We start from the raw sequence: 25,393 nt of genomic DNA on the forward strand, positions 1-25,393 counted from the left end.
TTAGCGTAAAGCTTTGTACCTTCGCGGACTCGTAAAAAGGTGTTTAGGTAGAAAGCAGATCAATGGACATGTATAGACTATTCCGTGCCCCGAGAGGGCTGAGAGGCAAATTATTTAAATTAACAGGGCCTATCTTTCTGGAAACCTTGCTGATGTTGACTTTAGGCGTGGTGGATACGCTTATGTTGAGCCATCATTCCGATAATGCGGTGGCAGCGGTAGGTGTGGTTAATCAATTGCTGAACATGGTATTCCTGCTGTTCAATATTACCACGACCGGAACTTCCGTCATGTGCGCCCTTTATTTCGGGGCGAAAGATAATAAGGGTTTTATTCAGGTGTTAGGAACCTCCTTGTTGTTTAACGCCGGCGTAGGTTGCTTGATCAGCTTGATGCTTTTCTTGTTCGGTAGGGAGATGTTGGTCCTGATGGATATCCGTCCGGATCTGATGCCGGACGCTGAGACTTATATGCACATTGTCGGAGGGTTCGGCTTCTTCCAAGCGGTTAGTTTTACGATATCGGCGGTGCTCCGTGCGGCGAACAAGCCGAATTACGCGATGCAGGTGACCTTGCTGATCAATGTATTGAATGTGTTTGGGAATTATGCGTTGATATTTGGCCATTTCGGTTTCCCTGCCCTCGGTGTACAAGGAGCGGCTATCTCTACCTCTGTTTGCCGGGGAGTGGCGATGACACTTTTGTTTATCATGCTGTTCAAGCGGTTGGTGCCTCGTATCCCTTTGGCTTATTTCCGTCCGTTCCCGTTTCAGAAGTTGAAAGATGTGTTGAAGATCGGCTTACCTTCGGCAGCGGAACAAATCTCGTATGATGCCTCGCAGGTGACGATTGTCTACTTTATCAATATGCTGGGTAATGAGTACTTGACAGCTCGTGTTTATGTGATGAATATCGTGATAATCGGCTATATCTTTTCTTTGTCGATCGCGCAAGCTACTTCTATTTGTACCGGCAATTTGGTGGGCGCGAGGAAGAAGCAAGCCGCTTATTTATTGAGTTGGTATGCTTGGAGGAGGTCGTTGCTGATTACGCTGGTCGCTAGTACCGGGGTTTATCTGTTGGGACGTCCTTTATTGGGGATATTTACTGAGAATCAAGCAATCATAACGATCGCGATGGGAGCCTTGCTGGTAGATGTACTCTTGGAGCAAGGGCGGGCCACGGTACTGCTGTTCTTATTCTGCTTGCGTTCGGTAGGCGACGTCGTGGTCCCGGTAATTATCGAGTTATTCTGTATGTGGTTCTTTGCCGTGTTCTGCGGGTATATGTTCGGTATCGTGTTCGGATTAGGCTTAGCGGGGATGTGGTTCGCTTTTGCTTTGGACGAGTGTTCCCGGGGAGCGGTACTCTGTTTGCGGTGGCGAACGCAGAAGTGGAAAAAGAGGATGTTAATCAAGAATCCTGTTAATATAAGCTAAAACAGGGTGTTCTTGGGAACATTTCGCCTTCTATTTGCGTCTTACTAATTACAATAGATATTTTATAAAAGATTATGATGAAGATGAAAAAGGTATTGTTTTATGCGTTTTTGCTTCCCGCTTTCGTTGGGATGATGTTTTCTTGTTCAGATGTCAAGACAGATGTGAAGAAGTTGGAAGGTAAATGGAATGTGGTAGAAGTGAAAGGTGAGAAAGTCTTGGAAGAAGGCCTGCCGCAGATGGACTTCAATATGGCTGAGAAGAAATTACATGGAAATACAGGCTGTAATTTATTCAATACGACGATCACGTTAGATCCGGAAGATGTATCTTCTATTACGATCGCTCCGGGCGCTACAACTATGATGGCTTGTCCGAATATGGATTTGGAGACGAGCGTGCTTCAATCGATGGATCAGGTTCGTTCCGTGAAGGGCGGAAAAGATGAGAATGAGATGTTGCTGGTAGACCAAGATGGTAATGTATTATTAGTATTGGAGAGAAATTAATGCGAAAAGGTCTTTTTTATATTTGCCTGCTTTTGGTAGGCGTCGGTTTGTTCGCCGGCTGTAAATCCAAGAAAGCGGTGGTAGCTTCTTTCTCGGATCTGGATGGTGAATGGGGTGTCGTGGAGATGAACGGTAAGACGTTGAATCCCGAGGAGACTCATCAGGTTTTGGTGTTCGACGTGGCTCGTCAAGGGCTTTCGGGAAATGCCGGTTGCAATCGGTTGATGGGGAAGATCGAATATAATGATGCTTATAGAAATATCATTAAGTTCCCACAGGTAGCGACTACCCGAATGGCTTGCCCGGATATGAGCGGCGAACGTGAGTTGCTGGAAGCGCTTAATAAGGTGGTGCGCTTTGAGGCACAGGGTGAGGCGGCTCCTGTTACGGAAATCGCTTTGTTCGGGACCAATAATGATAAGTTGTTGGTGATCAAAAAGCAAAAATAAAATCACCCAGTTGTAGAGACGGGGCACGCCCCGTCTCTACAACTGGGTATTAATATTTGAAACTATAACGGAATCCTGCCTTAAACCAAATACCCGGTTGGGGGATATTTCCCAGATCATAATAAGTGGAATTGAGCAGATTATTTAACTCCGCATATAGATTTAACCGCTGATATTCCCAATTTACTTTCATATCTACTAAGCAATAAGGAGCGTAAGGTTCCTCATAAGCCGGCTTAAGATTCTCGTATTTAGTATAACTACCTGCCCGGTCTTGCCAACGGACATACCAAGTGGCCGAAAAACCTTTCCAGATAGAATGGCTTAATTGAGCCGTGAACTTGTGCTTCAGATAATCTAACGCATAATTCGATATATACCCCTCACTATCCTTGTCTTGATGGATAAACGCATATCCCAGTTCTATTTTCCGGATAAAGAACCGTTCGTTGCCCAGTTCCCTCGGTAATAAACTCAGGTTAGTCTCGAAACCAAGGTTATCGACTTTTGTCAGATTTTGGCTTTCCCAGATATCTTCCGGTTTCTCTTTCACCCAATCGATCATGTTCTTGCCTTTTCGGTAAAAGCCGGCTATATGAGCCCGGAGGAAGTAAGTGTTGTATTTCAGTCCGACCTCGAATGCCTCGCTTTCCTCCGGTTTTAGGTCTGGATTTCCTTTATTCGTCTTACCCTCATAATAAAGATCGGTGAAAGTCGGCATGCGCAATGCCCGGTTCCAGCTCCCATACAGACGGACATTGTCCCCGATACGGTAACTGGCATCTATTCCCGGATAGAAATGAATCCCTTCGTTTAAGGCCGAATTATAGTTTGCCAAGACCCCGACTGACAACGTGAAGCGGCGTAATAATACGTTATGCTCAAGAAAGTAGCTGATGTTACTTCGGTTATCGCTTTTTAGATATTGCCCCTCTTTCTCGAAAGGAACATCCTGCGGTTCCTTCATCGGCTTGCCTAATACATTACTCTTTACTCCCTCGTTTCGGAATTCCACGCCCATACTGGTTCTTCCTAGTTTCCACTGTGTCGTGGCGTTGAGGTTGGCTCCGAATACTTCCGTCTCATGGTAATTATGCCCGGTATACCAATCGGCGGGATCGCTACGGAACAACTCGTACCGGTCGAAATGTCGGGTCCAGTATACCTTGGGGGTGAACTTGATTTTGCCATGTGTTTCTCCTCCGGCGGAGAGGAAGAAGCGGCGAGTCTTGTCGTATTGGTTGGGATAGGAAGCGGAGTAGAAGCTATTCGCTCCATAACCTTTGTCGTTGTATCCGGCTTGGAATTGGAAATCGGCCTCCTCGCTTTTAAGTTCCGATTGCCAAAAAAGATTTAATTGTTTGAAGTCCGTATTGTCTATATACCCTCCGGACGAGGCATACCCTGCGGAAAGGCGCTGTCCGAAATGAGTGGTCGCATGATTGATGGCAGCCTCCAGTTTCCAGAGCTTATGCATTCCGGCGTAATTGTCGGTCGAGATCCTGTTCTCTTTTCCTGTTTTCGTGATGATATTGATCGCTCCGGCGAAAGCGCTGGCCCCGAATATACGGGAAGAAGGGCCGGATACCACCTCGATGCGCTCTATGTCCGAGAGATTCACCGGGAGGTCAAAACTATAATGGCCGGTTTGTGGGTTGGAGAGGTTGACCCCGTTTAAGAGAACCGCTATTTGGTCGAACGTCCCTCCCCGGATGGAGATATCGGCTTGGGTGCCTCCTTCTCCTCGTTGCCGGACGTCTATTCCCGCGGCATATTCTAAAAGATCTTGGATACTGGTGACAGGCGCCGCCGCGATCTCACGGGCGGGAATGACTGTCACGATCTTGGTCGCTTGGTTCCGTGCGATAGGCGCACGGGAGGCGGTAACTTCTACCTCTTCCAGCTCTACGGAAGCTTCCTCGCCGGTCCGGTTAGGCTCGATTACCTTTTGGGCTTGCGCCGTGTCGGGCAGGGCGAATAGTAACGTGCTTGCTGTTACGACTCCAATGTTAATGACTTTGTGCATACTCCGGAACGCGGCGTAACGTTTCCGGTCGAATCGGCGGAAACGTACGGCGACTTGGGTATGCGATTCCCAATAATTCATTCGTTCTTATTTTTTATTTTGAGTAGGATAGTCCGGATAAAGTAAATACTTTTTACGCATGGCCTTGTATTGATCCAGCTCGGGTTTCCAACTTTCCCGGATCTCTTTCTCGGATAAGCCCCTTACGATCTGGTAGCGGAGCTGCTTCGTGCCTGCCAATAAATCGAACCAGTTCGGACGGGAGAAGAAAAAGGCTTGATCCTTTCCCGCTTTATTGTAGAAGTCGAGGAAGAATCGCAAGGTTAATCCTCCTTCGAACGGATATTCCCGCAGATCGATGCCGTAACATACTTTATCCTTTTGCAAGGGATTGGTATCGAATCCGGGCAAGGAGGTCGGGGTAAAAGTGAAATCCCCGTATTTAGGGTCCGGGAAACCTAGTACTTGAAACGGATAATAGGTTCCTCTTCCCACGCTAACGTTCGTAGCCTCAAAAAAGCAAAGCGACGGATACAGGCGGATAGACTGGTCATTCGGGAGGTTCGGAGAGGGCTTGACCGGCAACCAATAGGGATCTCCGTGTTTCCAATTCTCCATCTTTACGATCTTTAACCGGCAGGTATCGGGCGCACTTTTCAGCCAGCCTTCCTTATTGATCATCCATGCCAATTCCCCTACGGTCAAACCGTGCAAGATCGGGAGCGGATCGACACCGACGAAAGACTCGAATCCTTTCTGGCGGATCGGCCCGTCTACGAAGTCATTCGGGTTCGGGCGGTCCAACACGATAAACTCTTTGTTGTTTTCGGCGCAGGCTTCCATCACGTAATGCATCGTGCTGATATAGGTATAGAAACGGGCACCTACATCTTGTATATCGAAAACAATCACGTCGAGGTCGCCCAGTTGCTCGGCGGACGGTTTCTTGTTTTTCCCATAAATAGAGATGATGGGGATGCCTGTTTTCAAGTCTCGGCTATCTTTTATCTCCTCTCCGGCATCACCGGTTCCCCGGAATCCATGTTCCGGAGCGAACACCTTCTTAACGTCTATGCCTTCCGCTACTAGCGCATCTAATAAATGAATCTGCCGCTTTTCCAAGATGGAAGTCTGGTTGACCACTAATCCTACCCGCTTGCCCTTCAGTAAACGAGTGACGACATCCATCCGCTCGGCACCTAGCTTTAACGGGGCGTTTTGTGAATAGACCGTTGGCGTCAGGCTAAAAAGTATGACTAGAAATATAAAGATCTGTTTCATTACATATATAATAACTGTATACTAACCGCAAAAGTACGAAATGTTTTTCACAGAAAGTTTATACTTTTGAGGCGAATAACAGACAATACTAGAATATGAATGTAAAAACACTTTTTTATGCGGTAGCCTTCTTGAGTTTATCATGGGCGTCTTTCACCTATGCGCAAGATGTCCTACCGGAATATACGCAAGCACGCCGTTTCGCCCCGTCGAATGCGGAACAGTTACTTTTCTCTTATACCCTTACCCCCAATTATTTTAATAATAGTGACAAATTCTGGTACGAGTATAAGACGAGTGAGGGGACAAACTGGTATCTGGTGGACCCCGATTCGAGAAATAAACGATTATTATTCGATCGGGATGAGTTGGCGGCACAGATAAGCGAGATCGTGAGAGAGCCTTTTACCGGACAACAACTTCCTATCGAAGATTTACGCTTAAAGGAAGATGATCGCACGTTTACTTTCTCGATAAAGGGTACGAACGGGAACTATTTTTTCTCGTATGATTATCCGTCCTCCCGGTTGACTCGGATTACGAAAGACGAGATTCCTGCTAAAATCCGTTGGGCGAATATATCGCCGGATAAAAAGCGGGTCGTCTTCGCGAAAGATTTGAACCTGTATGTCATGAGTTATGAGGATTATGAGAAGGCCGTGAAGGACCCGGAGGATAAGACGATATCCGAGATCGCCTTGACTACGGATGGCGAAAAAGATTTTGGCTTTGGTATTCCCCGGACTTTCTTGAATACCGATACTTTATGTGACCATAAGCGGAAATATGTAATGGGGAACTGGTCTCCCGATGGTCGTTATTTCGTCGCGACCTTGTCGGATCAACGTGAGGTACAAGATTTATGGGTGATTAACTCGATCGCCAAACCTCGTCCTACACTTGAGACCTATAAATATCAGATGCCGGGAGAGGCGGGTTCTCCAATCGTTCATTTATATCTCTTTGATTTGGAAAATGCCGGAAAGCGGAAAGAAATCCGGGTGGATTGTTTTAAAGATCAAATAATTAATCTAGCCTCCAAACCGGATAAGGAGCGTACGGGACTCACTCGGAACTCGATCTGGTTGGGAGATAACCAGACCTTCTATTTGACCCGTGTCAGCCGGGATATGAAACGGGTGGATATCTGTTCGTATACGATCGGGGAGGATTCGGTAAAAGCGATCATTGAGGAACGTCTAAATACCTCTATGGAAACCCGCCCGCTAGCGATGACTGATAATGGTAAGGAATTGATCCATTGGAGCGAACGGGATGGTTGGGCGCATCTGTATCTATATGACGCGCAAGGAAATTTGAAAAACCGTATCACCAAAGGACCTTGGCATGTGGACGCCATCGTAGACGTGGACAGTAGGAATCGTGTCGTTTACTTCAAGGCGAATGCCCGGGAAAAGGGAGATACGACTCCTTATTACGAGCATTTGTACCGGGTGAATCTGGATGGTTCGGGCTTAAAGCTGATTACTCCGGGCGATTATTTCCACCTGGTCTCTATGGATAAATCCATGCGATATATCGTGGATAACTATTCCCGTGTCAATACGATCCCGGCTACGGCATTGTATGATAACCAAGGTAACCGGTTGATGACCTTGGAGGAGAGTGACTTCTCTCAATTACTCATGGCAGGTTATAAATTCCCTGAGCCTTTTTCGGTAAAGGCGGCCGACGGGGTGACCGATTTGTATGGTATCATGTATAAGCCTTTTGATTTTGATTCCACGAAAGTATATCCGGTCATTAACTATGTATACCCCGGACCGCAACAGGAGGGAACTTTCTTTCGCTACATCCCGATGAATCCTCGTACGGATCGTTTGGCGCAAGCCGGATTTGTCGTGGTTTGCATGGGACACAGGGGAGGGCATCCCAGTCGCTCCAAGTGGTATCATAATTATGGATATGGAAATTTGCGTGATTATCCGATGGCGGATCATAAAGTAGCTATCGAGCAGTTGTGCGCTCGTTATAAATTCATGGATATCAACCGGGTTGGCATACACGGACACTCCGGTGGCGGTTTCATGTCTACAGCGGCTATGCTGCTTTATCCGGATTTCTTTAAGGTGGCAGTATCTTGTGCCGGCAATCATGACAATAACATTTATAACCGGTGGTGGGGAGAGAAACATCATGGGGTAAAGGAGATCACGGATGATATGGGAAATATCTCGTTCGATATTCGCATCCCGACCAATCAGGAATTGGCGAGGAACTTGAAAGGCCATCTGTTATTGATCCATGGCGATATCGATAATAATGTGCATCCGGCGAATACCATTGTTGTCGTGGACGAGTTGATCAAGGCTGGCAAACGCTTTGATATGTTGATCGTACCGGGAAAACGTCATCATTTTGATGACTATAATGAGTATTATTACTGGCGGATGGTCGATTACTTCTCTGAGTATTTGAGAGGCGAACGGGAAACAGGTGCGGATATAAAAGATTTGAAACTGGGCAATTGGTTTCAGGGGTATCAGTGATGAAAAGTAGTATATGTGAGAGAGATTGTTTATTTTTGTCTCGCAAAAAAATAAATAGGATGAAACCTCTTGATATAATAAAGAAATATTATCCGGAAAGTTCGGATGCCTACCGGATTTTGGTGACTCATAGCCGCAGCGTGGCGGATAAGGCATTAGCATTGGCCCGTTTGCATCCGGAGATGAATCTGGATCTGACTTTTATTGAGGAAGCGGCGATGTTGCATGACATAGGGATCTTTTTGTGTAACGCACCGGATATCGATTGCCATGGGGAGGCCGATTATATCTGCCATGGCTGTCTGGGAGCCGATTTAATGCGGAAAGAGGGGTATCCTCGCCACGCCTTAGTTTGCGAGAGGCATACGGGAACGGGGCTTTCGCTTGCCATGATCGAGGAACGGAACCTGCCTGTTCCACATCGGGATATGCGTCCCGTGTCATTGGAAGAACAATTGATCTGTTTCGCTGATAAATTCTTTAGCAAGACTAAATTGACGAAAGAGAAACCGGCTGATAAGATAAAACAGAGCTTATCCAAGTATGGAAATGAGACAGTTGAGCAGTTTGAACACTGGTGTAAACTCTTTTTAGGGGAATAAAAGCATAAGGGCTCGTTTATTTATTATACATTTGCACGCTGTAACACACTGCAAAGAACGAAGTAATGTTTTTGATATATAGAGTCCTAATCATTCTATTCGTTTTCCTCTTGGGAGGCTTGGGCGTGCAAGCGCAGGAGATTGTCGCTCCTGCCGATAGCTTGGCGCAGACTGATTCTCTCTTGGTGGCTCCTACGGATAGTACAACGTTAGCGGGAGATTCGATTCCAGAAAAGCAGACCGGGTTAGATGCTCCGGTCAGTTATCAAGCGACCGATTCTATCGTGATGACGGCTGGCAACTGGGCATATCTTTACGGGGAAGGCGATGTCAAATACCAGAATATCGAGCTGCAGTCCGAATTGATTGAGATGAATATGGATAGTAGCATCGTGTTCGCTAAGTTTGGACTCGACTCTATCGGGCAGGAGTTTGGCTATCCGTTGTTTAAGGAGGGCGATCAGCAGTATGAGTCGAAGACGATGCGGTATAATTTTGGTACCAAGAAAGGATATATCACGGACGTGATTACCCAGCAGGGCGAAGGGTATGTTACCGCCGGGCGAACGAAAAAGATGGAAGGGGATATCTTGAACATGGTGGGTGGTAAGTATACGACCTGCGACGAGCATGAGCATCCTCACTTTTACATCCAGATGACGAAAGCGAAGGTGCGCCCGAAAAAGAATATCGTAACGGGTCCGGTCTATCTGGTCTTGGAGGACGTGCCGTTGTATCCGATCGGGTTACCTTTCTGTTTCTTCCCGTTCTCGAGTACATATTCATCCGGTATTATTATGCCGACTTTCGGAGACGAGTCTACCAGAGGTTTCTTCTTGCGTGACGGTGGATATTATTTCGCCTTGAGCGATTATATGGACTTGGCTTTGTTGGGAGAGATTTATACCAAGGGATCTTGGGGATTGTCGGCCAAGTCGGCTTACCGCAAACGTTATAAATTCTCGGGCAGTTTTAATGCTTCTTATTTGGTGACGAAATTGGGAGATAAGGGCTTGCCAGACTATAATTTATCCAAGGACTTCAAGGTTAACTGGACGCATACGCAAGACCCTAAGGCGAATCCTTATCTGTCTTTCTCGGCGAGCGTAAACTTCTCGACCTCTTCGTATGACCGTAATAATCAGAACAGTTTATACCCGAATGCGAATGGATATGCCGATGTGAACCAGAATACGAAGAGTTCATCCATCAACGTAACGAAACGTTTCCCGAATAACCCGTTCACGATCTCCGGTACGATGAGTATAAACCAGACGACCCGTGATTCTTCTATCGCCGTGACCTTGCCTAGCATGACGGTTACGATGAGTCGTATCTTCCCTTTCAAGCGGAAACATCCGGTCGGGAAGGAGCGTTGGTACGAGAAGATCTCCATGAGTTATTCCGGTACGTTTAGTAATAGTATAACGACAAAAGAAAACTTATTATTCAAATCGAATTTGATCAAAGATTGGCAGAATGCTATGCAGCACTCGATTCCGGTAAGCGCTACATTCTCCGTGCTCAAGTACTTGAATATTTCTCCCTCTTTCAATTATAAGGAACGTTGGTACACCAGCAAGATCGAACAGGAATATGATACGCAGAAACAGGCTTTGGTAGCCCGCGACACTACGTATGGTTTTTATCGTATTTACGATTTTAACGCTTCTATCTCTGCGTCTACTACCTTGTATGGTTTTTATAAACCGTTGCCATTCTTGGGTAATAAGGTTGAGATGATCCGTCACCGCTTCGAGCCGTCTATTACGGTAAGCGCCCAGCCGGACTTCGCTTCTTCTCGTTTTGGTTTTTATGAGACTTATGTATATCAAGACGCGAATGGTGAGGATCGTGAATATACGTATTCTCCGTTCGCTCATAATATGTATGGCGTTCCGGGAACGGGAAAACAAGGAAATATCAGTTTTGACGTAAATAACAATATCGAGATGAAGGTGCGTTCGGATAAGGACTCTACTGGATTCAAGAAAATTAGTCTGATCGATAAGCTGTCGTTAGGCATGAGTTATAATATGGCGGCGGATTCATTTAAGTGGAGTGACTTGAGTGTCGGTTTACGTTTGAAATTATCCAAGAGTTATACGTTGAACTTGAATGGTCAGTTCGATACCTATACGTACGATGAGAATGGGCATCGTGTCGATATTCCCCGTTGGAAAGCAGGCAAGGGTATTGGCCGTTTGAGAGGGACTAGCACCAGTTTTTCTTATACATTTAATAATGATACGTTCAAGAAGTTGTTTGGAGGAGGTGATAGCTCATCGGATAAATCCGGGAATCAATCGGCTTCCACGGATCCGAATGCAGATCCGGATGGATTGAACCCGGATGGAGAAGGAGAGGGCGAGAATAAGGAAAGTGGTGGCCGTCTGTTGGGCAAAAAGAAAGAGACCGGTGAGACAGATGCCGATGGCTATTTAATTTCCAAGATTCCTTGGAGCCTCTCGTTTAGTTATGGTTTGAGCTTGCGGTATGGTGATTTTAATCGTTCTAAACTGGAGTATGATTACGCCTTGACTCACTCTTTGAGCTTTAACGGAAATATCCAGCCGACAAAGAACTGGCGTTTTAACTTTAACGCTACTTATGATTTTGACGCTAAGAAGATTTCTTATATGACTTGTAACGTAACTCGTAACTTGCACTGTTGGCAAATGACGGCTAGTTTCGTTCCGGTCGGTCCTTATAAATCCTATACATTCAGTATCGCTGTAAGCTCTGCTTTATTGAAAGATTTGAAGTATGATAAGAGAAGTAATTATAGGGATGGACAGCAGTGGTATTAATAATTGAAAATTGAGAATTGAGAATTGAAAATTAAAGTTACACAATCCAATAATTCTCAATTCTCAATTTTTAATTCTCGCCCCATTTGATGGGGGTTTGCCCAGTTGCGATTAAATAATCATTGGCTTTGCTGAAATGCTTGTTTCCGAAGAATCCCCGGTAAGCGGAAAGTGGGGACGGATGAGCTGATTTAAGAACCAGATTACGGGATGAATCGATGAAAGCACCTTTCCTTTGTGCGTAGGAACCCCATAATATGTAAACGATATGGCTTCTTTCAGCCGCCAGACGATGAATAACAGCATCAGTAAAGGTCTCCCAACCTCTATTTTGATGGGAACCGGCTTGATGCGCTCGTACTGTGAGAGTGGCATTTAGCAATAATACGCCTTGATCTGCCCAACGAATCAAATTGCCGGTTGTTGGAACCGGATGCCCTAGATCATCTTGTATTTCTTTGAATATATTGATGAGGGAAGGGGGGAAAGGTACCCCATCCTGCACGGAGAAACAAAGTCCGTGCGCCTGTCCCGGCTCGTGATAAGGATCTTGGCCGAGGATAACGACCTTCACTTTATCGAACGGGCAGTGCTCAAAAGCGTTGAACATATAAGGACCGGGAGGATAAACAGTACCTTGGCGGTATTCTTGTTTAACGAAATCGGTCAATTGCTTGAAATAATCTTTTTCAAACTCGTCGGCTAACCGTTTTTTCCAGCTTTCTTCAATCTTTACGTCCATAATATAATAGTTGGCTGTTAACTAAATAAGCATCATTCCAGCCGCACGTGCTTCCTTGCGCATCTCCTCCGGCCAGATACTTGCCTGTATCTCTCCGATATGGGCCTTACGAAGATAGAACATACACAACCGGCTTTGTCCGATACCACCGCCGATACTTTGCGGAAGTTCACCGCTCAAGAGGCGTTTGTGGAAATATAGTTCCTTTTTCTCCCCGGCTTTGCAAATATCCAACTGGCGTAGCAAGGCTTCCTTATTGACGCGGATACCCATAGAGGATAGTTCCATAGAACGGTTTAGTACATCATCCCAAACCAATAAATCCCCGTTCAATCCGGTTTGTCCGTTCTCGGCGATCGTAGACCAATCATCGTAGTCCGGAGCACGTCCGTCATGCTTCTCTCCATTGCTTAGCGAGCATCCGATACCGATAATGAATACGGCCCCGTATTCCTTGGTAATAGCGTCTTCCCGCTCTTTCGGTGTAAAGGTAGGATATTTTTGTAACAAATCCTCGGAATGGATGAAATGAATCTGTTGGGGGAGCGTCGGGCGGATTTGAGGAAACATCTCGTAAACTAAATATTCGGTACGGACCATAGCGGCATATATGCGACGGACGATTTCCTTGAGGAAATCGATATTACGTTCGCTTTCGCTCATTACACGTTCCCAGTCCCATTGGTCCACGTATAAAGAGTGTAAATTGCCTAGCTCCTCGTCTGAGCGGATGGCGTTCATGTCGGTGTAAATACCGTAACCTTCTTCAATGTGATAATCGGCGAGTGTCAGTCGTTTCCATTTGGCGAGTGAGTGTACGATCTCTGCTTTAGAGTCGTTTAAATCCTTGATTGGAAAAGTAACGGCTCGCTCAGTCCCGTTGAGATCATCATTGATACCCATGCCCTTAAGTACGAATAAAGGTGCGGTTACGCGTCTTAGGCGCAGCTCGGATGAGAGGTTTTGCTGGAAAAAGTCCTTGATCTTCTTGATTCCCATTTCAGTCTGGGATAAATTAAGTAAGGCTTTATACCCTGCGGGTTTAATAAGATAGCTCATATACTTGTTGTACTTTGTGTTTGTGAAATATGTGCGGCAAAGATAATGATTAATGGCAAAATAACAAGAATGTGATCGCTTTTATTTGCAAAATGGCAGAATAAGCAGAATACTTATATGCAAAATATCAAAAATAAAATATTTCTCTCCTGTATTTGCTAAACTAAGATATTATATGTACTTTTGCACAGTCTTTGGCTCGGTAGCTTAGTTGAATAGAGCGTCAGATTCCGGTTCTGAAGGTCGAGGGTTTGAATCCCTCCCGGGTCACAAGAAATCCTTGGTAATCATTAGATTATTGAGGATTTTTTCTTTTTATGACTCTTTGATAAGGCTCCAATTCTGTGCAGATTCTACTAATATAGCTTAGTTGTTGACCTATTGTTGACCCCTAAATTGTAGAATTAAAATGTTGACAATCAAGGCAGAAGTCCAAAGGGACAAACAGAGAAATGACGGAAGTTACAATGTGAAGATTCGTTTTACTTATGAGAGAAAGGTTAGAAGGCTGTCTTCAAGTCTGTTCGTAACAGCTAAAGATCTTACTAAGTCCTTATCCTTTAAAGATGGTACTCCCATCAAAAGGGAGATTGATGATCTGGTTCGTTATTATCAGGACAAGTGTGCTCACTTTCAAATAGAATCGAAGTGTTACACTTTAGATGAAATTATTAATTGTTTAGACGAGGAACGTGAGAGGAATAGGAGTGTAGATTTTATTCAGTTTGCTAGAGAGTGGATTGCAAATACAGAAGTTAAAGGAGTAAAGAACTACAAAAGTGCTGTGAATGCCCTAATTCGTTATGTCAATAAAGAACATCTGAATGTGAATGATATTACTGTAACCTTCTTAAATGGATTCATTAAATTTTTAAATAAAGAGAGGGAGGCTAGAATCGAGGTATTACGTTGTTCTGGTAAACGAGTACCTTCTAACAGATCAGCTTCTCTTTATATAAGTAGTGTTAGGCATTTGTTTAATGAGGCTAAGAGGTTTTATAATGATTATGACAGGAATATCATCCTCATACCTAATTCTCCTTTTGAAAATTTTAAAGTACCAAAGCAAGAAGTTACACGTAAGAGAGCTATTACCCCTGTTTTATTAAAGAAGATATGGGAATTGCCCTATAGGTACACGGTTAAAGGTAATGAGGCGATTTGCCGTTATAATTTAGCGAAAGATTGTTTTATGCTTTCATTTTGTTTAATAGGAATGAATTCCGTGGACTTATTTAATGCTGCTACAAGGATTGAAGATACAATAGTTTACAATAGAACGAAGACAAAGGCACGTAGAGATGATGATGCTAAGATGATGGTTGATATTCCTATAATTATTAGATCTATAGTAAATAAATATAGTGATTGTACTGGCAAACGACTATTCAATTTTTATTTAAACTATGCGGATGAATCAACTTTTAATAAAGCCATCAATTGTGGGTTGAAGGAATTGGGGAAGGAATTAGGTGTTGAAGATTTGGAATTTTATGCGGCCCGTCACTCTTGGGCTACTATAGCCCTGAATAAGGTAGGCATAGATAAATATACTGTGCATGCAGCGTTGAATCATCTTGATGAAAGCATGAAGGTTACAGATATCTACATCGAGCGTGACTTCGTAAATGAAAATAAAGCTAATTTGAAAGTGATAGAATATGTTTTGGGTTGATGGATAAGGTAAATCCCCACTTGCAGCAATGTAGGTGGGGATAACTTGTCTATCTTTGTTGTCCTAACGTTTATATTAATGGAATTAACAGAAGATAAATTAGAATACATTGCTTTCGTTGCAAGAAGAATATTGTTGATGGCAGATTGATTTACACCAGACATAAGACCGGTAAGTTAATCAAAGCTCCCTTGCAACCGCAGGCCGTGGATCTGATCGAGAAATACAGTATCAAAGACAATACTTACCTGTTCCCTATTCTATCTAATTTTCACAAGACTGAATTGCAAAGAGCGAACAGGGTACATAAGGTAATCTCCAAGGTGAACGAACGCTTGAAAGAGATTGGCAAGGCATTGGATATTCCAATTGACCTTACGACCTATGTCGCACGCCACAGTTAAGCAACCGTAATGAAAAGGGCTGGTGTGCCTACCTCAATCATTCGTGAGTTGATGGGGCATAGTTCAGAAAGCGTAACTCAAATCTATCTGGATAGCTTCGACAATGAACAGATGGACGAGGCGATGAGGAATTAGCTCTAAATTATCATGGATTAGCTTGCTTATCTCGAAATTCTTCATACATTTGCCCCAATCTTACAAACGAGGTAAGGGAAAAGGATTAAGAACAAGGAATAATCTCCTGTTCATCACATGGCCTACGTGACAGTGCAGTATCAAAAACGATACCAAGAAAGATGGCCTTCTACAAGAAGCCTAACAGCAATAATTCTACCATAGGTAGCGGCTTCTGCAACTAAGTTACCGGGATATACTTCCCGCACTTACGTTAGACATATTACTCTTGCATCTTTATACATGGATGTAATGTGTCTATTTGTAACTATAACTTAGTCGCAGGAGCTTTTTTTGTCTTCAATCCAATTGTTAAACATTCAAACTTCGATTAAATGAACAAGAAGTTTCTGTTTTCCCGGACAATTGGCATGAGCTACCTATCGGGACTTACCAGCAAGGTAAGAGTAATCCGGCTCGCAGAGTTAATAACAATATATGCGTCTGCATCCCCAATTCCGGGAGAGGTACGAAATCCGTACCGACCATATATAAGCGATTTTACTCAAGTTTCTTACCCATTAATCCCGTCTTGCCATGAGTGAACAGAATGGATTTAAAGGGTTGGAGGTTGTCGAACTGAACATTTCCAAAGGCGAATACCTGTCAGAAGCCTTAAAAAGACAAGGCTACCCCATGCTGCCGAGCAATGCCATTATTAATAAGGTAATGACAGGTACGGGAGCTACTTACATGGAATTGAACGCGAAGTTAAGTCCAAGAAACTCTATCGTGATTGAGCCGTTCAAATCTTCGGTGGAGAACAAGGTACTGACCTTTAATGAAGCTCAAGGGGTGTTCAAAGAAGTGACCGTCAAGAAACTGATCGCTTACCTCAAGAACCCCAACATCAAGTACAAAAAGATCATAACCACCCCCGAAGGGTTTCAGAGCAAAGTCTTGAAGGTGGCAAAGGACTTGGGCTTGAATATTTATAAGGAGTTCTTCTGCCTGTTCGATGAATCCGAGCACTTGACAGAAGATACAGGCTATCGTAGAAGCATATCCGCCCCAATGAAGGAGTTCTTCAAATTCGAGGGAAAGGCTGTCGTGTCTGCCACTCCGTTAAAGCCGAGCAAGTACACCTTAACACTGTTCTTGCGTCACCAATTCAAGTGGGTAGAAATTAAGCCCGACTATGACTATCGGGAGGATATGACTTTGATAACAACCCGTAGCTTTTACAGTCGGGTGAAGCAGGAAGTAAAAAGGCTGTTGGATAACGGTTCTCCCCATGTGTGCATCTTCTATAAGACAACAGAGGGAATCTGTAGCATCGTGGAATCATTGCTGCATGACGGAATAATAAAAGAGGACGACTACAAGGTCTTCTGCTCAAAGGACAGTGCCGACAAGCTAAAGAGCCGCTTCTTGGAACATAGTACGGATAAGCTGGAACTTCCTCTAAGAAGGGTGAATCTGTTTACATCGAGGTTCTTCCCGTCAATAGACATCAATCTGAAAGAACTTTGCGATGTGCTGATACTGTCGAACTACGATCATGTGAAGCACACCCTAATCAATCCGTTCACCGAAGCCATCCAGTGTCAAGGCAGATTTAGGCATGTGTTCCCCAACGGGAAGAGATATAACTCTCTTACGGTTATAGCTTCAATTCCTAACGAGCTTGAAGTTAAACCCGAAGAAGAAATATATAAAGACATCGAGGCGAGAATCAAATGTTACCGAGCCATTCAGCAGGAAGGGATAAAAGCTGATGATCCCACATATTATGATAAGGAATTAAAACGGCTACGGCTGAATGAGGTCTTAAATTCCGAGCGGAACGGATTTGACAGGTTCTCCATAGAGCAACTATTACTTGACGAGCAGGTGAAAGGATATTATCTCTCACCCAATGCACTTAGACAGGCATACGAAGATACAGGATATTTCAATGTGGACTTCCAACCCGAAGATGAAGCGGTCGGTGAAGATGACATTTACAGAATTAAAGCCGCTAAAGCGAAGGATAAATACCAGCTTATTGTATCCACATTAGAAGCGACAAAAGACAATGCCGAGGCGATACGGTTCGTCCGGGCACAATGCGTGGAGGAAGAATGGCTTATCAACGCCTTCTTCAAGTTAGGGAAGGAGGTTATCGAACAACAACAGTACGGTAAGACTGCGATCAAGAAACTATTGAAACAGACCGAGGAGGAAGAAGCCCTACAACGAAGATTCAGCCCGGAGTTTCTTCATGATATGATCAGAGAGTTCGAGTCAGAAACAGGTAACGATTTATATATTCCCGTAAAGAATGTGCTTGACAGGATTGGATACCTGTTGGACTGTTACGGAATAACCTACTCCCGATATGGAGACGGCAAGAAAGATGCAATGTGCAAGTTGTCCGAAGCTCTCATCAAGGAATATTTCGATCCGAGGCGTAGTAACCGGGAGGGTGAGGCCAAGGTCAAGTTTGTTCGGTTTAAAGAGGAGTTGTTTAAACGGAAGGACTGTGAGGAACATATAATACCTAATGTTCTCCCCGGTTGATCCCACCCCTCATTTACTCCCCCCCATGCTTGCCAGAAGGAAAATCAAAATTCTGACAGGCATGGGGGTACACCATCAATCACAAATAAAATTATACTCACCAACCAACTCCCCAATCTCCAACTGAGCGAATCTGTAAAAGGTAACACTAAATAGCCCTATATGTAAAATATCCTAATGATATAACACTTATAGTCATTTAGCAAGTAGTAATGAAGTCCTAAATTGTAAACTGAGCGATCCGTTTCATTTAGGACTTCATTCACATACTTGCCAATCAATCAATAATCACTTAATTCAATTACATTATGAGTACATTACAGATCATGCCGTTTGAGGCAAGAGAGAGAAGGTTTCAGAGTTTACAATCAGCAGCGGAGGAAGCTACTTTGCTAGTGCCCAAGCACAAGAATGTCCTACACTTCATTGAGAGTAACACGCAGGAAGCAACCATCAATCACCTAAAGAACGATTGCATTGTTCCAGTCTTCAGCAAGGATAACGAGCTTACTGTTTCACACGCTGCATTCATTGAGACAGTAGGTGAAGCAGTCCAGAATTTCTTTAGCGGTGAACGGATTGAACAACCAGGCATTCGTGTGTCCCATATTATTAAAGGTAGAGTACCATCTGCCATTCATAAGCCAGCAAGCCAATTACAGGATAGTGATCGTACGATCTACTACGAGCGTTGCGCATTCGCTTATGAAGTTCCATCCATTCAGCAGATCGTTGAAGGGAATAAGCTCAATCTTACTGTTACAGGTGTGCGGGCCTTCAACAGAGAGAACCTATATTCACGTAAGACAGTGGAAAGGTTCAGCATTGGAATTGGATTCAAGAACCTTGTTTGCTGTAACCTCTGTCTGTTCACAGACGGATTGAAGAACGATATTAGGGTCAGTGATACATCTCAACTATTCAAAGAAGCTTTAGAGTTGTTTCAGCAGTACAACCCAAACCGCCATCTTCAACTGATGCATGAATTTGGTAATCATTCACTCACCCAACATCAATTCTGCCAGATATTAGGTAAAATGCGACTTTTTCAAAGTTTACCTTCTATCAACCAGCGTAAACTTCCACCTATGTTAATGACAGATAGTCAAATAAACCAAGTGGCAAGGGCTTATGTGAATGATGAAAATTTCTACGGATATGGCAGGGAATTATCGATGTGGCGGTTCTACAACTTACTTACAGGAAGTAACAAATCAAGCTATATTGATACTTATTTGGACAGAGCGTTAAACGCTACTGATATTGCACAAGGCATAACATCAGCACTGCAAGGTGATGATGCTTATAGATGGTTTATTGATTGAGAGAGGAAGGGGCATCTATTTACTTAGGTGTCCTTCCTTTTGTCTAATAATTAACTAATTAAACTTGCAAGTACGTAAATAAGTACATATATTTGCAGTAAATAAAAGGAGGACTTATGAGAACAGCTAATTATACTGATTTAAGAGCAAATCTTAAAGGTTATATTGACTCTGTAATTGATGATTGTGAAACTGTAATCGTCAACCGTGGTAAGGGAAGCGGAGTAGTGATGATTTCCCTTGATGAATACAATTCATTAAAGGAGACAGAATATATCATGTCGTCACCTGACACAATGGGCGCTATTCGTAAAGGAGAGGAAGATATTAAGAATGGTAATGCCATCGCCCAGAATGAAGGAGAAAGCATTGATGATTTCTTAAATCGGGTAGCATGTACAGAATAATATTGTCAGACCAAGCACGTAAGGATTATCAATACTTCTTACGAAGTGGCAATACAGCTATCATAGATAAAATTAAAGCTTTATTGAATGATATAGCTGAACGCCCTTATGCTGGGATTGGAAAACCTGAACCTCTTAAATATGAGTTGGCAGGTAAGTGGTCAAGACGGATTAATTCAGAGCACCGTCTCATTTACTCTGTACATGACGATATGATAGAGGTCTCCATCTTCTCAATGAGACACCATTACTCCAAGAAGTAGTACCACTACATACAATTTACTAATTGAAAGGGCATCTATTAAGTTAGGTGTCCTTTCTTTATATCTACTAACTATTTAAAGATTACATCTTATGAATACCAAAGACATTGATAATGCGATTAATCACATTATATCATTACAGGAAAAGCTATCCACCTGTGAGAACAATCTCCAATACATCAAGCGGTTGCAAGCATTGAAATACTGGCTGCATAAGTTTGACAGTTTATTGGATAGAACCAGCAGACTAAATGGTGAATATGCAGCGATACATGAAAGTTACTTCCATGCCTGTGCTGGATTTTCATTCTATGACAGGGTTTATCATTCCATCTTATCATACCAATATGGAGATAGACCGTTCTAATTCAGTTGGGCATCCTCATTTGGGTGTCCAACTTACATAAGCTGAACGAACATTCAGCATTTGTAACCAACTACTGATTAATGTGAATCATGAAGACATACATCGCATATTTAAGGCAATCTACCATGAAACAACAGCTGTCTGGTTTAGGTGTGGAAGCCCAACGAGAAATTATACACAACCATGTGAAGAATAAACAAATACTTGCTGAATATATTGAAACGGAGAGCGGCAAGAAGTCTAACAGACCTCAGCTTCTCACAGCTTTGGCAATGTGCAGGAAAACAAATTCTATTCTGATTGTCGCTAAACTGGATAGGTTGTCAAGGAACGTAGCATTTACATCTAAACTTCTGGAATCAGATGTTGAGATTGTCTTCTGTGACTTTCCACAAGCTAATAGGTTAATCTTGCATATCATAAGCAGCATTGCAGAATACGAAGCTGGGTTAATTAGTCAGAGAACCAAGCAATCATTACAGGCTAAGAAAGCAAGAGGAATCAAGTTAGGAAAGTCTGATAACTTGATGAACAAGTTTGAGCAAGCTATCTACAATAGCTCCCGTACCAATAAGGCTAAAGCTGAAAACAATCCCAATAATATGAGGGCAATCGCATTGCTACGGTCACTGTCAATGCAGGGTAAGTCACTCTCTGAAATGACTGACTTGTTGAATGAGCAAGGCTTCGTAACATCTAAGGGTTGCCAATTCCAGATAACCCAAGTTAAGAGGTTACTTGTCAGAGTAGGGTTAATGTCGTGAAATCACTTTGAAAGGCAGGACAAATTTAAAGTAAGGTTAGCTTTATATACCCCAATCTAAGTTTGTTCTACCCTAAATTTCAAACGGAGAAGTAAGCATCTACACCTTATATATATGGTACATCTAAAATATTAAGTTGAGAAGCATCTAAAATCAATTCTTCACAGTTTGGCATTTCAGCCCTATACTATATAGTCAATTACACCAATTCCAAGAATCCATATACATCTAAAGTCTTAAAACTTATGTCGAAGATAGCCCATTGTAAATCACCAACAATATGTTGACATGATGATGAAAATTCAAGGCGGGTATGGAAGTTGAGAATTTGACTCTTATATGGGGAGAGTAAGATTTCATACCTGTCCCAGATATATGACTTTAGGATTATCTCTGATTTTTAATGAACAATAGTTCTTGCCAATTCAAACGATTTAGTAACTTTGTCCCAATCTCTTATGCCTAAAGCGATAGGACGTTAAGGGAGGACATAAATTTACGAAGAGCGTTTGATATATTATCCTATCATGGAATCTGGACAATTCTATAACACAAGGATAATAGGCAAGAACGCTCACGTCGGTGCTATATACCTACTTCACAGTGGATTATATAACAGTCTGGCGTGGGCTATTGTTTATTACTTGTGTTAGGCAGTCCAGAAACTCTTGGAAACAAGAGTGCCCCATGATAGTAATATCCAGTAGTTTCCACGCCTTCTTTGTGTTTAATAGCTTACTGAAGGGAACAGGTAAGCAGCTTTAAATTTAATCTTATGGGGTTATTCACACTAGTAGACAGGATTTCCTTACTCCGTGATTGTAGAGCCATTATGAAGTTGATGGTGAAATTGCAAAGGTGTCCTAAGCCAGACAAAGCAGGATTATGCCTTGAAGTAGAAAATAGGTTACAGACCTTATCAAGTAAAGGTGATAAGATGCCAGATGCAGCGATGAGTGTTATCATACCAATTCAAGGTAGGGATAATGATCTATACTCCTTCTTGCAAATAGTGAGGGAAGACTTATATTCATTCAAGAATTAACAATCAATCTAAATTAAACAGACGTGGCAGCAGTTAAATGTTGTGGTTCCTCACGTCCTTATATTTAATAGCTTACCAGAGGGAATAGGTGAGCACAATACTATTATTTATGAATAAGAGAACTCTCACCATGCTTTTGTGGGCTTTCCTTCCTTTAATAGCAATAGCAGGAGATAGACTGCCAGATGAAAATCCAATGTCCTTTGGAACGTTCATGTTCTGTCTATTTATCATTATAGTAATAATTATTTACAATGTAGTAACTAAGGATGATTAAGAATTAAACACTTTAATAATTATATAATAATGAAGACATTAAGATTATTAGCAACCTTACTATTGGTTGCATTGAGTATGGGGTTATACTCGTGTAGTAAAGATGATTTTGTAGATACACCACCTATACCTGTTACTCCAGATAACATCTTTAATGACACTGATAAGAAGTTCGCAGAGTACATGGATGATTATTCTGACATTAAGTGCAGATATGCTCAAGCAGGAGAAGGAATTATGCAGTTATCTGGCATAAAGAACAAACATCTTTGGTTTAGTGAATTTGATACTACAACAAAGAAGCTCAAATCAACATGGCTGGATATTGAAGAAACAGATACCATACAACAGGTTTATTCTGGCTATGGGGAATATAAAGAGATGAAGATAACGTTTGCTATCTTTGGTTATTATAAGAAAACAAAGGCAGGAGATATTGTAGGCTTTAGCTTAGACGATATTCCTCAAATCATATTCACCAGTAACGGTAAAACTAAACGTACACCATTAGAGATAGACAGTGAAAATAAGACCTTTTATGATTGGTACAATGAGTCAGTTTTAATAGGCAATCGTTGCTATTCCAGTGAAGGAGACCCTCTGTTTACAATTGAGGATAGCTATTTTTTTAGAGATGGGAATGTAACCCCCATTTCATATGAAGAAGGCATCAAGTTTGACTACTCTTACCCTCCTATCTCATTTGAGAGGTTTAATATTAAAGAGGGTAAATCCGTTTGGAAAACCAATCTTACTGATATTGAACTACCATCTGACTCTAAAATCAGTTACACTATACTTGACAAGTCTGCTAATGTTTGGGAATACAAGGTGGATGCTGTCCTATATAATGGAATGAAACATAGCTACATCTTCACTGTCAACATGGAAGACGGTAAAGCAAATGTAGCAGAGGAAGGTGTTAAAGTTACAAGCATCGCATTGAACAAATCTCAAGTAACGTTAGATATTGGAGAGATCTTTCAATTGGTTGACACGGTAAAACCTAACAACGCAGAGAATAGCAAGGTAGTCTGGACTAGCTCAAATGAATCTGTGGCAACCGTAGATCAGAATGGACTTGTTACGGCTAAATCTTATGGTGAGTCGGTGATCACAGTCACCACAGAGGACGGTGGATTTACAGCTACATCTAATATCATAGTAAAGAAGAAGGAGATTAGTGATTACATAACCTCCAAAACATTTACTTCCATGATTAATGTTGGTGGATATATACAAGGTATCATTGGATGTGAAATCATTAATAATAGCAAGGAAGACATACTGTTGACTAATTATACAGTCATAGATGATAATGAGAACGTTCTTCTTACCAATCCTTATGACAATAATATCTTGAAAGCTGGTTCCAGTTATCGAGAAGATGTTAGTATTAGAGGCGTGTTCAATGAATTGACATTGAGATGGACTTATATACATAATGGCAAGAAGTACACATATACTACAAAATATAAAGTGACAACTTCATTATGATTAGCAGAGAAGGTTTATGGAATGTCTCATAGACCTTCTCTTAAACTGGATATAATAACAATTAGTAATTAAAAGGATGAAGAATTTAAAACATTTAGGAATGGCCTTATTAATGGTCATGTTAGCAATTAACTTAGTAGCTTGTGGCGATGATAAGGAGGATGGAGATAAGGAGATCACTCCATCTATCGTTGGTACATGGAAATTGACTGTGGATAAGGGATACACGCATACACATGTTACCTTTACGAAAGACGGAACATTCAGCTATACCAGTACGGATGAATTGGATTATGAGGAACATGGGACTTACAAGATAGTAGATAATCTCCTATACCAGATGTTCAGTGACGAAGACGAATGGGTGATTGGTGAGATACTCTTATTAAATTCTGAAACCTTATCCATTCAAGATTTAGATGATGATGGGGTTACTCCTCGTGGTAAACCTTATTCTTACCAGCGGGTAGAATAGTAGATAAGGCAGATACAAAATAGCAAAGGCGGCATTGATTACTCTTTGCCGCCTTCCTTCATTAATCTCACACAAACATCTTAGGTTGAGAGTTAATCAGATATACTAATTGACTAACTGATTAATTACTACAAATTTAGTCAATTCAAAGTAGTCCACCAAACTAAATATCATACGATATTAAGCTAAATCAGACTGTCTGACAGAGGATTAGATTGAAGACATAGAATTGAACCAACCGGTGTGAAGTGGGCTGTTAATGGCTAAATGGCATGAGGTACAGAATTACTAAATATTAGTTCATATATGGGATGAATGGATTTCATACCTCTTTAAAGAATGGTGTTTGAGAGAACTCTTATGCAGTTTCTTATACTCTCATCTTCACTATTACAGTAATGTAGACCAAAGATTAATACACTATGCAAGATTTCACAACCAGACTTGAATATACTTCTTACGAATTAATACTATTTACATATGACACGATCTGAATTACCTAACAATTCACTCAAGACAGATTCTCTAACCCCTAATGCTCCGTTTCATTATGTCGTAGCTGGAAGCCAAGGTATTATGTTAGCAGCAGCTACAATGCTACTCCTATATATCATTATAGTTGTGGTAGGATTGATATGTGGTTTGGGATGGGGAAGTTTACTCTTGCCAATTCTTGTTTATCATCTACTATTAGGCATCGCTGTGGCTGCGTTATGGACTTATAATAAGCTCATTTCATAGTGTGTGAATTAGAGTATCCTACATATTAATCTCTACTTGTACAGTCTAATT

General features: G+C 42.3%; 19 protein-coding genes, 1 tRNA gene and 1 pseudogene. 17 read left to right on the plus strand and 4 right to left on the minus strand.

The annotated features are described in order from the left end of the window. Positions 1 to 68 precede the first annotated feature (68 nt). The 3 genes from DWX84_RS06935 to DWX84_RS06945 all read left to right on the plus strand — a co-directional run bounded on the left by DWX84_RS06935 (position 69) and on the right by DWX84_RS06945 (position 2,397). Positions 69 to 1,439 (plus strand): MATE family efflux transporter, encoded by a 1,371-nt coding sequence (locus DWX84_RS06935; RefSeq protein WP_048928202.1) that lies wholly within the window; start codon positions 69 to 71, stop codon positions 1,437 to 1,439. Between the two features lie 83 nt (positions 1,440 to 1,522). Beyond that, positions 1,523 to 1,948, plus strand: a complete 426-nt coding sequence (locus tag DWX84_RS06940; protein ID WP_041525709.1) for an META domain-containing protein — start codon at positions 1,523 to 1,525, stop codon at positions 1,946 to 1,948. Beyond that, positions 1,948 to 2,397 (plus strand): META domain-containing protein, encoded by a 450-nt coding sequence (locus tag DWX84_RS06945; protein WP_008772651.1) that lies wholly within the window; start codon positions 1,948 to 1,950, stop codon positions 2,395 to 2,397. Before DWX84_RS06940 ends, DWX84_RS06945 begins: the two co-directional genes overlap by 1 nt. A 49-nt stretch (positions 2,398 to 2,446) precedes the next feature. Here the strand turns inward: DWX84_RS06945 and DWX84_RS06950 are convergent, their stop codons facing one another. Both DWX84_RS06950 and DWX84_RS06955 read right to left on the minus strand, forming a co-directional pair. Beyond that, complete coding sequence (locus DWX84_RS06950) at positions 2,447 to 4,504, minus strand: TonB-dependent siderophore receptor (RefSeq protein WP_048928134.1); 2,058 nt, start codon at positions 4,502 to 4,504, stop codon at positions 2,447 to 2,449. Between the two features lie 6 nt (positions 4,505 to 4,510). Next, the gene (locus DWX84_RS06955) at positions 4,511 to 5,704 is read right to left on the minus strand and encodes an exo-beta-N-acetylmuramidase NamZ domain-containing protein (protein WP_048928135.1); all 1,194 of its coding nucleotides are present in this window, start codon (positions 5,702 to 5,704) and stop codon (positions 4,511 to 4,513) included. Positions 5,705 to 5,799: 95 nt separating this feature from the next. Between DWX84_RS06955 and DWX84_RS06960 the strand changes: the two genes are divergently transcribed. The 3 genes from DWX84_RS06960 (at position 5,800) to DWX84_RS06970 (ending at position 11,626) form a co-directional block, all read left to right on the plus strand. Beyond that, positions 5,800 to 8,214 carry a DPP IV N-terminal domain-containing protein gene (locus DWX84_RS06960; RefSeq protein ID WP_048928136.1) on the plus strand — a complete coding sequence of 805 codons (2,415 nt, stop codon included), beginning with the start codon at positions 5,800 to 5,802 and terminating at the stop codon, positions 8,212 to 8,214. A gap of 59 nt (positions 8,215 to 8,273) precedes the next feature. Next, positions 8,274 to 8,816: an HDIG domain-containing metalloprotein gene (locus tag DWX84_RS06965; protein WP_048928137.1), complete on the plus strand. Its 543-nt coding sequence runs from the start codon at positions 8,274 to 8,276 to the stop codon at positions 8,814 to 8,816. Between the two features lie 65 nt (positions 8,817 to 8,881). After that, on the plus strand, positions 8,882 to 11,626 hold the full coding sequence (locus DWX84_RS06970; protein ID WP_005867909.1) for a putative LPS assembly protein LptD: 2,745 nt from the start codon (positions 8,882 to 8,884) through the stop codon (positions 11,624 to 11,626). Positions 11,627 to 11,696: 70 nt separating this feature from the next. Here DWX84_RS06970 and DWX84_RS06975 read toward each other — a convergent pair whose 3' ends face one another. Together DWX84_RS06975 and asnA are read right to left on the minus strand one after the other, a co-directional pair. Beyond that, entirely contained in the window at positions 11,697 to 12,368 is a 672-nt protein-coding gene (locus tag DWX84_RS06975; RefSeq protein ID WP_005867913.1) for a uracil-DNA glycosylase, read from the minus strand. Between the two features lie 21 nt (positions 12,369 to 12,389). After that, on the minus strand, positions 12,390 to 13,427 hold the full coding sequence (gene asnA, locus DWX84_RS06980) for an aspartate--ammonia ligase (protein WP_022193225.1): 1,038 nt from the start codon (positions 13,425 to 13,427) through the stop codon (positions 12,390 to 12,392). Between the two features lie 196 nt (positions 13,428 to 13,623). On the opposite strand from asnA, the gene DWX84_RS06985 reads away from it, so the two are divergent. From DWX84_RS06985 to DWX84_RS22165, 11 genes and pseudogenes are all read left to right on the plus strand, one after another. Beyond that, positions 13,624 to 13,697: transfer RNA gene (locus DWX84_RS06985), tRNA-Arg, on the plus strand. A gap of 139 nt (positions 13,698 to 13,836) precedes the next feature. After that, positions 13,837 to 15,102, plus strand: a complete 1,266-nt coding sequence (locus DWX84_RS06990) for a site-specific integrase (protein WP_048928139.1) — start codon at positions 13,837 to 13,839, stop codon at positions 15,100 to 15,102. A gap of 128 nt (positions 15,103 to 15,230) precedes the next feature. Beyond that, a pseudogene (locus DWX84_RS06995) lies at positions 15,231 to 15,641 on the plus strand (tyrosine-type recombinase/integrase); the annotation flags it as partial. Positions 15,642 to 16,217: 576 nt separating this feature from the next. After that, positions 16,218 to 18,182: a hypothetical protein gene (locus DWX84_RS07000; protein ID WP_048928140.1), complete on the plus strand. Its 1,965-nt coding sequence runs from the start codon at positions 16,218 to 16,220 to the stop codon at positions 18,180 to 18,182. A gap of 308 nt (positions 18,183 to 18,490) precedes the next feature. After that, positions 18,491 to 19,507, plus strand: a complete 1,017-nt coding sequence (locus tag DWX84_RS07005) for a DUF3871 family protein (RefSeq protein WP_048928141.1) — start codon at positions 18,491 to 18,493, stop codon at positions 19,505 to 19,507. Between the two features lie 116 nt (positions 19,508 to 19,623). Continuing rightward, entirely contained in the window at positions 19,624 to 19,914 is a 291-nt protein-coding gene (locus DWX84_RS07010) for a type II toxin-antitoxin system Phd/YefM family antitoxin (RefSeq protein ID WP_048928142.1), read from the plus strand. Then, positions 19,902 to 20,177 carry a Txe/YoeB family addiction module toxin gene (locus tag DWX84_RS07015; protein ID WP_048928143.1) on the plus strand — a complete coding sequence of 92 codons (276 nt, stop codon included), beginning with the start codon at positions 19,902 to 19,904 and terminating at the stop codon, positions 20,175 to 20,177. Before DWX84_RS07010 ends, DWX84_RS07015 begins: the two co-directional genes overlap by 13 nt. A gap of 91 nt (positions 20,178 to 20,268) precedes the next feature. Continuing rightward, entirely contained in the window at positions 20,269 to 20,544 is a 276-nt protein-coding gene (locus DWX84_RS21815; protein ID WP_081024193.1) for a hypothetical protein, read from the plus strand. Between the two features lie 89 nt (positions 20,545 to 20,633). Continuing rightward, positions 20,634 to 21,308, plus strand: coding sequence for a recombinase family protein (locus tag DWX84_RS07025; protein WP_048928144.1), 675 nt, complete (start codon positions 20,634 to 20,636; stop codon positions 21,306 to 21,308). A gap of 1,351 nt (positions 21,309 to 22,659) precedes the next feature. Then, complete coding sequence (locus tag DWX84_RS07035; protein WP_048928146.1) at positions 22,660 to 24,126, plus strand: Ig-like domain-containing protein; 1,467 nt, start codon at positions 22,660 to 22,662, stop codon at positions 24,124 to 24,126. A 76-nt stretch (positions 24,127 to 24,202) separates the two neighbouring features. Next, the gene (locus DWX84_RS22165) at positions 24,203 to 24,601 is read left to right on the plus strand and encodes a lipocalin family protein (protein WP_048928147.1); all 399 of its coding nucleotides are present in this window, start codon (positions 24,203 to 24,205) and stop codon (positions 24,599 to 24,601) included. Positions 24,602 to 25,393: the final 792 nt, after the last annotated feature.

This window comes from Parabacteroides sp. AF21-43, assembly GCF_003635435.1.
Taxonomy (GTDB): Bacteria; Bacteroidota; Bacteroidia; order Bacteroidales; family Tannerellaceae; genus Parabacteroides; species Parabacteroides distasonis.

Coding starts and splice junctions, on each gene's coding strand:
- DWX84_RS22165 (WP_048928147.1), top strand. CDS start 24,203: ATGAAGAATTTAAAACATTTAGGAATGGCCTTATTAATGGTCATGTTA.
- DWX84_RS06940 (WP_041525709.1), top strand. CDS start 1,523: ATGAAAAAGGTATTGTTTTATGCGTTTTTGCTTCCCGCTTTCGTTGGG.
- DWX84_RS07025 (WP_048928144.1), top strand. CDS start 20,634: ATGAAGACATACATCGCATATTTAAGGCAATCTACCATGAAACAACAG.
- DWX84_RS06935 (WP_048928202.1), top strand. CDS start 69: ATGTATAGACTATTCCGTGCCCCGAGAGGGCTGAGAGGCAAATTATTT.
- DWX84_RS07015 (WP_048928143.1), top strand. CDS start 19,902: ATGTACAGAATAATATTGTCAGACCAAGCACGTAAGGATTATCAATAC.
- DWX84_RS06975 (WP_005867913.1), bottom strand. CDS start 12,368: ATGGACGTAAAGATTGAAGAAAGCTGGAAAAAACGGTTAGCCGACGAG.
- DWX84_RS07010 (WP_048928142.1), top strand. CDS start 19,624: ATGAGAACAGCTAATTATACTGATTTAAGAGCAAATCTTAAAGGTTAT.
- asnA (WP_022193225.1), bottom strand. CDS start 13,427: ATGAGCTATCTTATTAAACCCGCAGGGTATAAAGCCTTACTTAATTTA.
- DWX84_RS06955 (WP_048928135.1), bottom strand. CDS start 5,704: ATGAAACAGATCTTTATATTTCTAGTCATACTTTTTAGCCTGACGCCA.
- DWX84_RS07005 (WP_048928141.1), top strand. CDS start 18,491: ATGAGTACATTACAGATCATGCCGTTTGAGGCAAGAGAGAGAAGGTTT.
- DWX84_RS06965 (WP_048928137.1), top strand. CDS start 8,274: ATGAAACCTCTTGATATAATAAAGAAATATTATCCGGAAAGTTCGGAT.
- DWX84_RS06970 (WP_005867909.1), top strand. CDS start 8,882: ATGTTTTTGATATATAGAGTCCTAATCATTCTATTCGTTTTCCTCTTG.
- DWX84_RS07035 (WP_048928146.1), top strand. CDS start 22,660: ATGAAGACATTAAGATTATTAGCAACCTTACTATTGGTTGCATTGAGT.
- DWX84_RS06960 (WP_048928136.1), top strand. CDS start 5,800: ATGAATGTAAAAACACTTTTTTATGCGGTAGCCTTCTTGAGTTTATCA.
- DWX84_RS21815 (WP_081024193.1), top strand. CDS start 20,269: ATGAATACCAAAGACATTGATAATGCGATTAATCACATTATATCATTA.
- DWX84_RS06950 (WP_048928134.1), bottom strand. CDS start 4,504: ATGAATTATTGGGAATCGCATACCCAAGTCGCCGTACGTTTCCGCCGA.
- DWX84_RS06990 (WP_048928139.1), top strand. CDS start 13,837: ATGTTGACAATCAAGGCAGAAGTCCAAAGGGACAAACAGAGAAATGAC.
- DWX84_RS07000 (WP_048928140.1), top strand. CDS start 16,218: ATGAGTGAACAGAATGGATTTAAAGGGTTGGAGGTTGTCGAACTGAAC.
- DWX84_RS06945 (WP_008772651.1), top strand. CDS start 1,948: ATGCGAAAAGGTCTTTTTTATATTTGCCTGCTTTTGGTAGGCGTCGGT.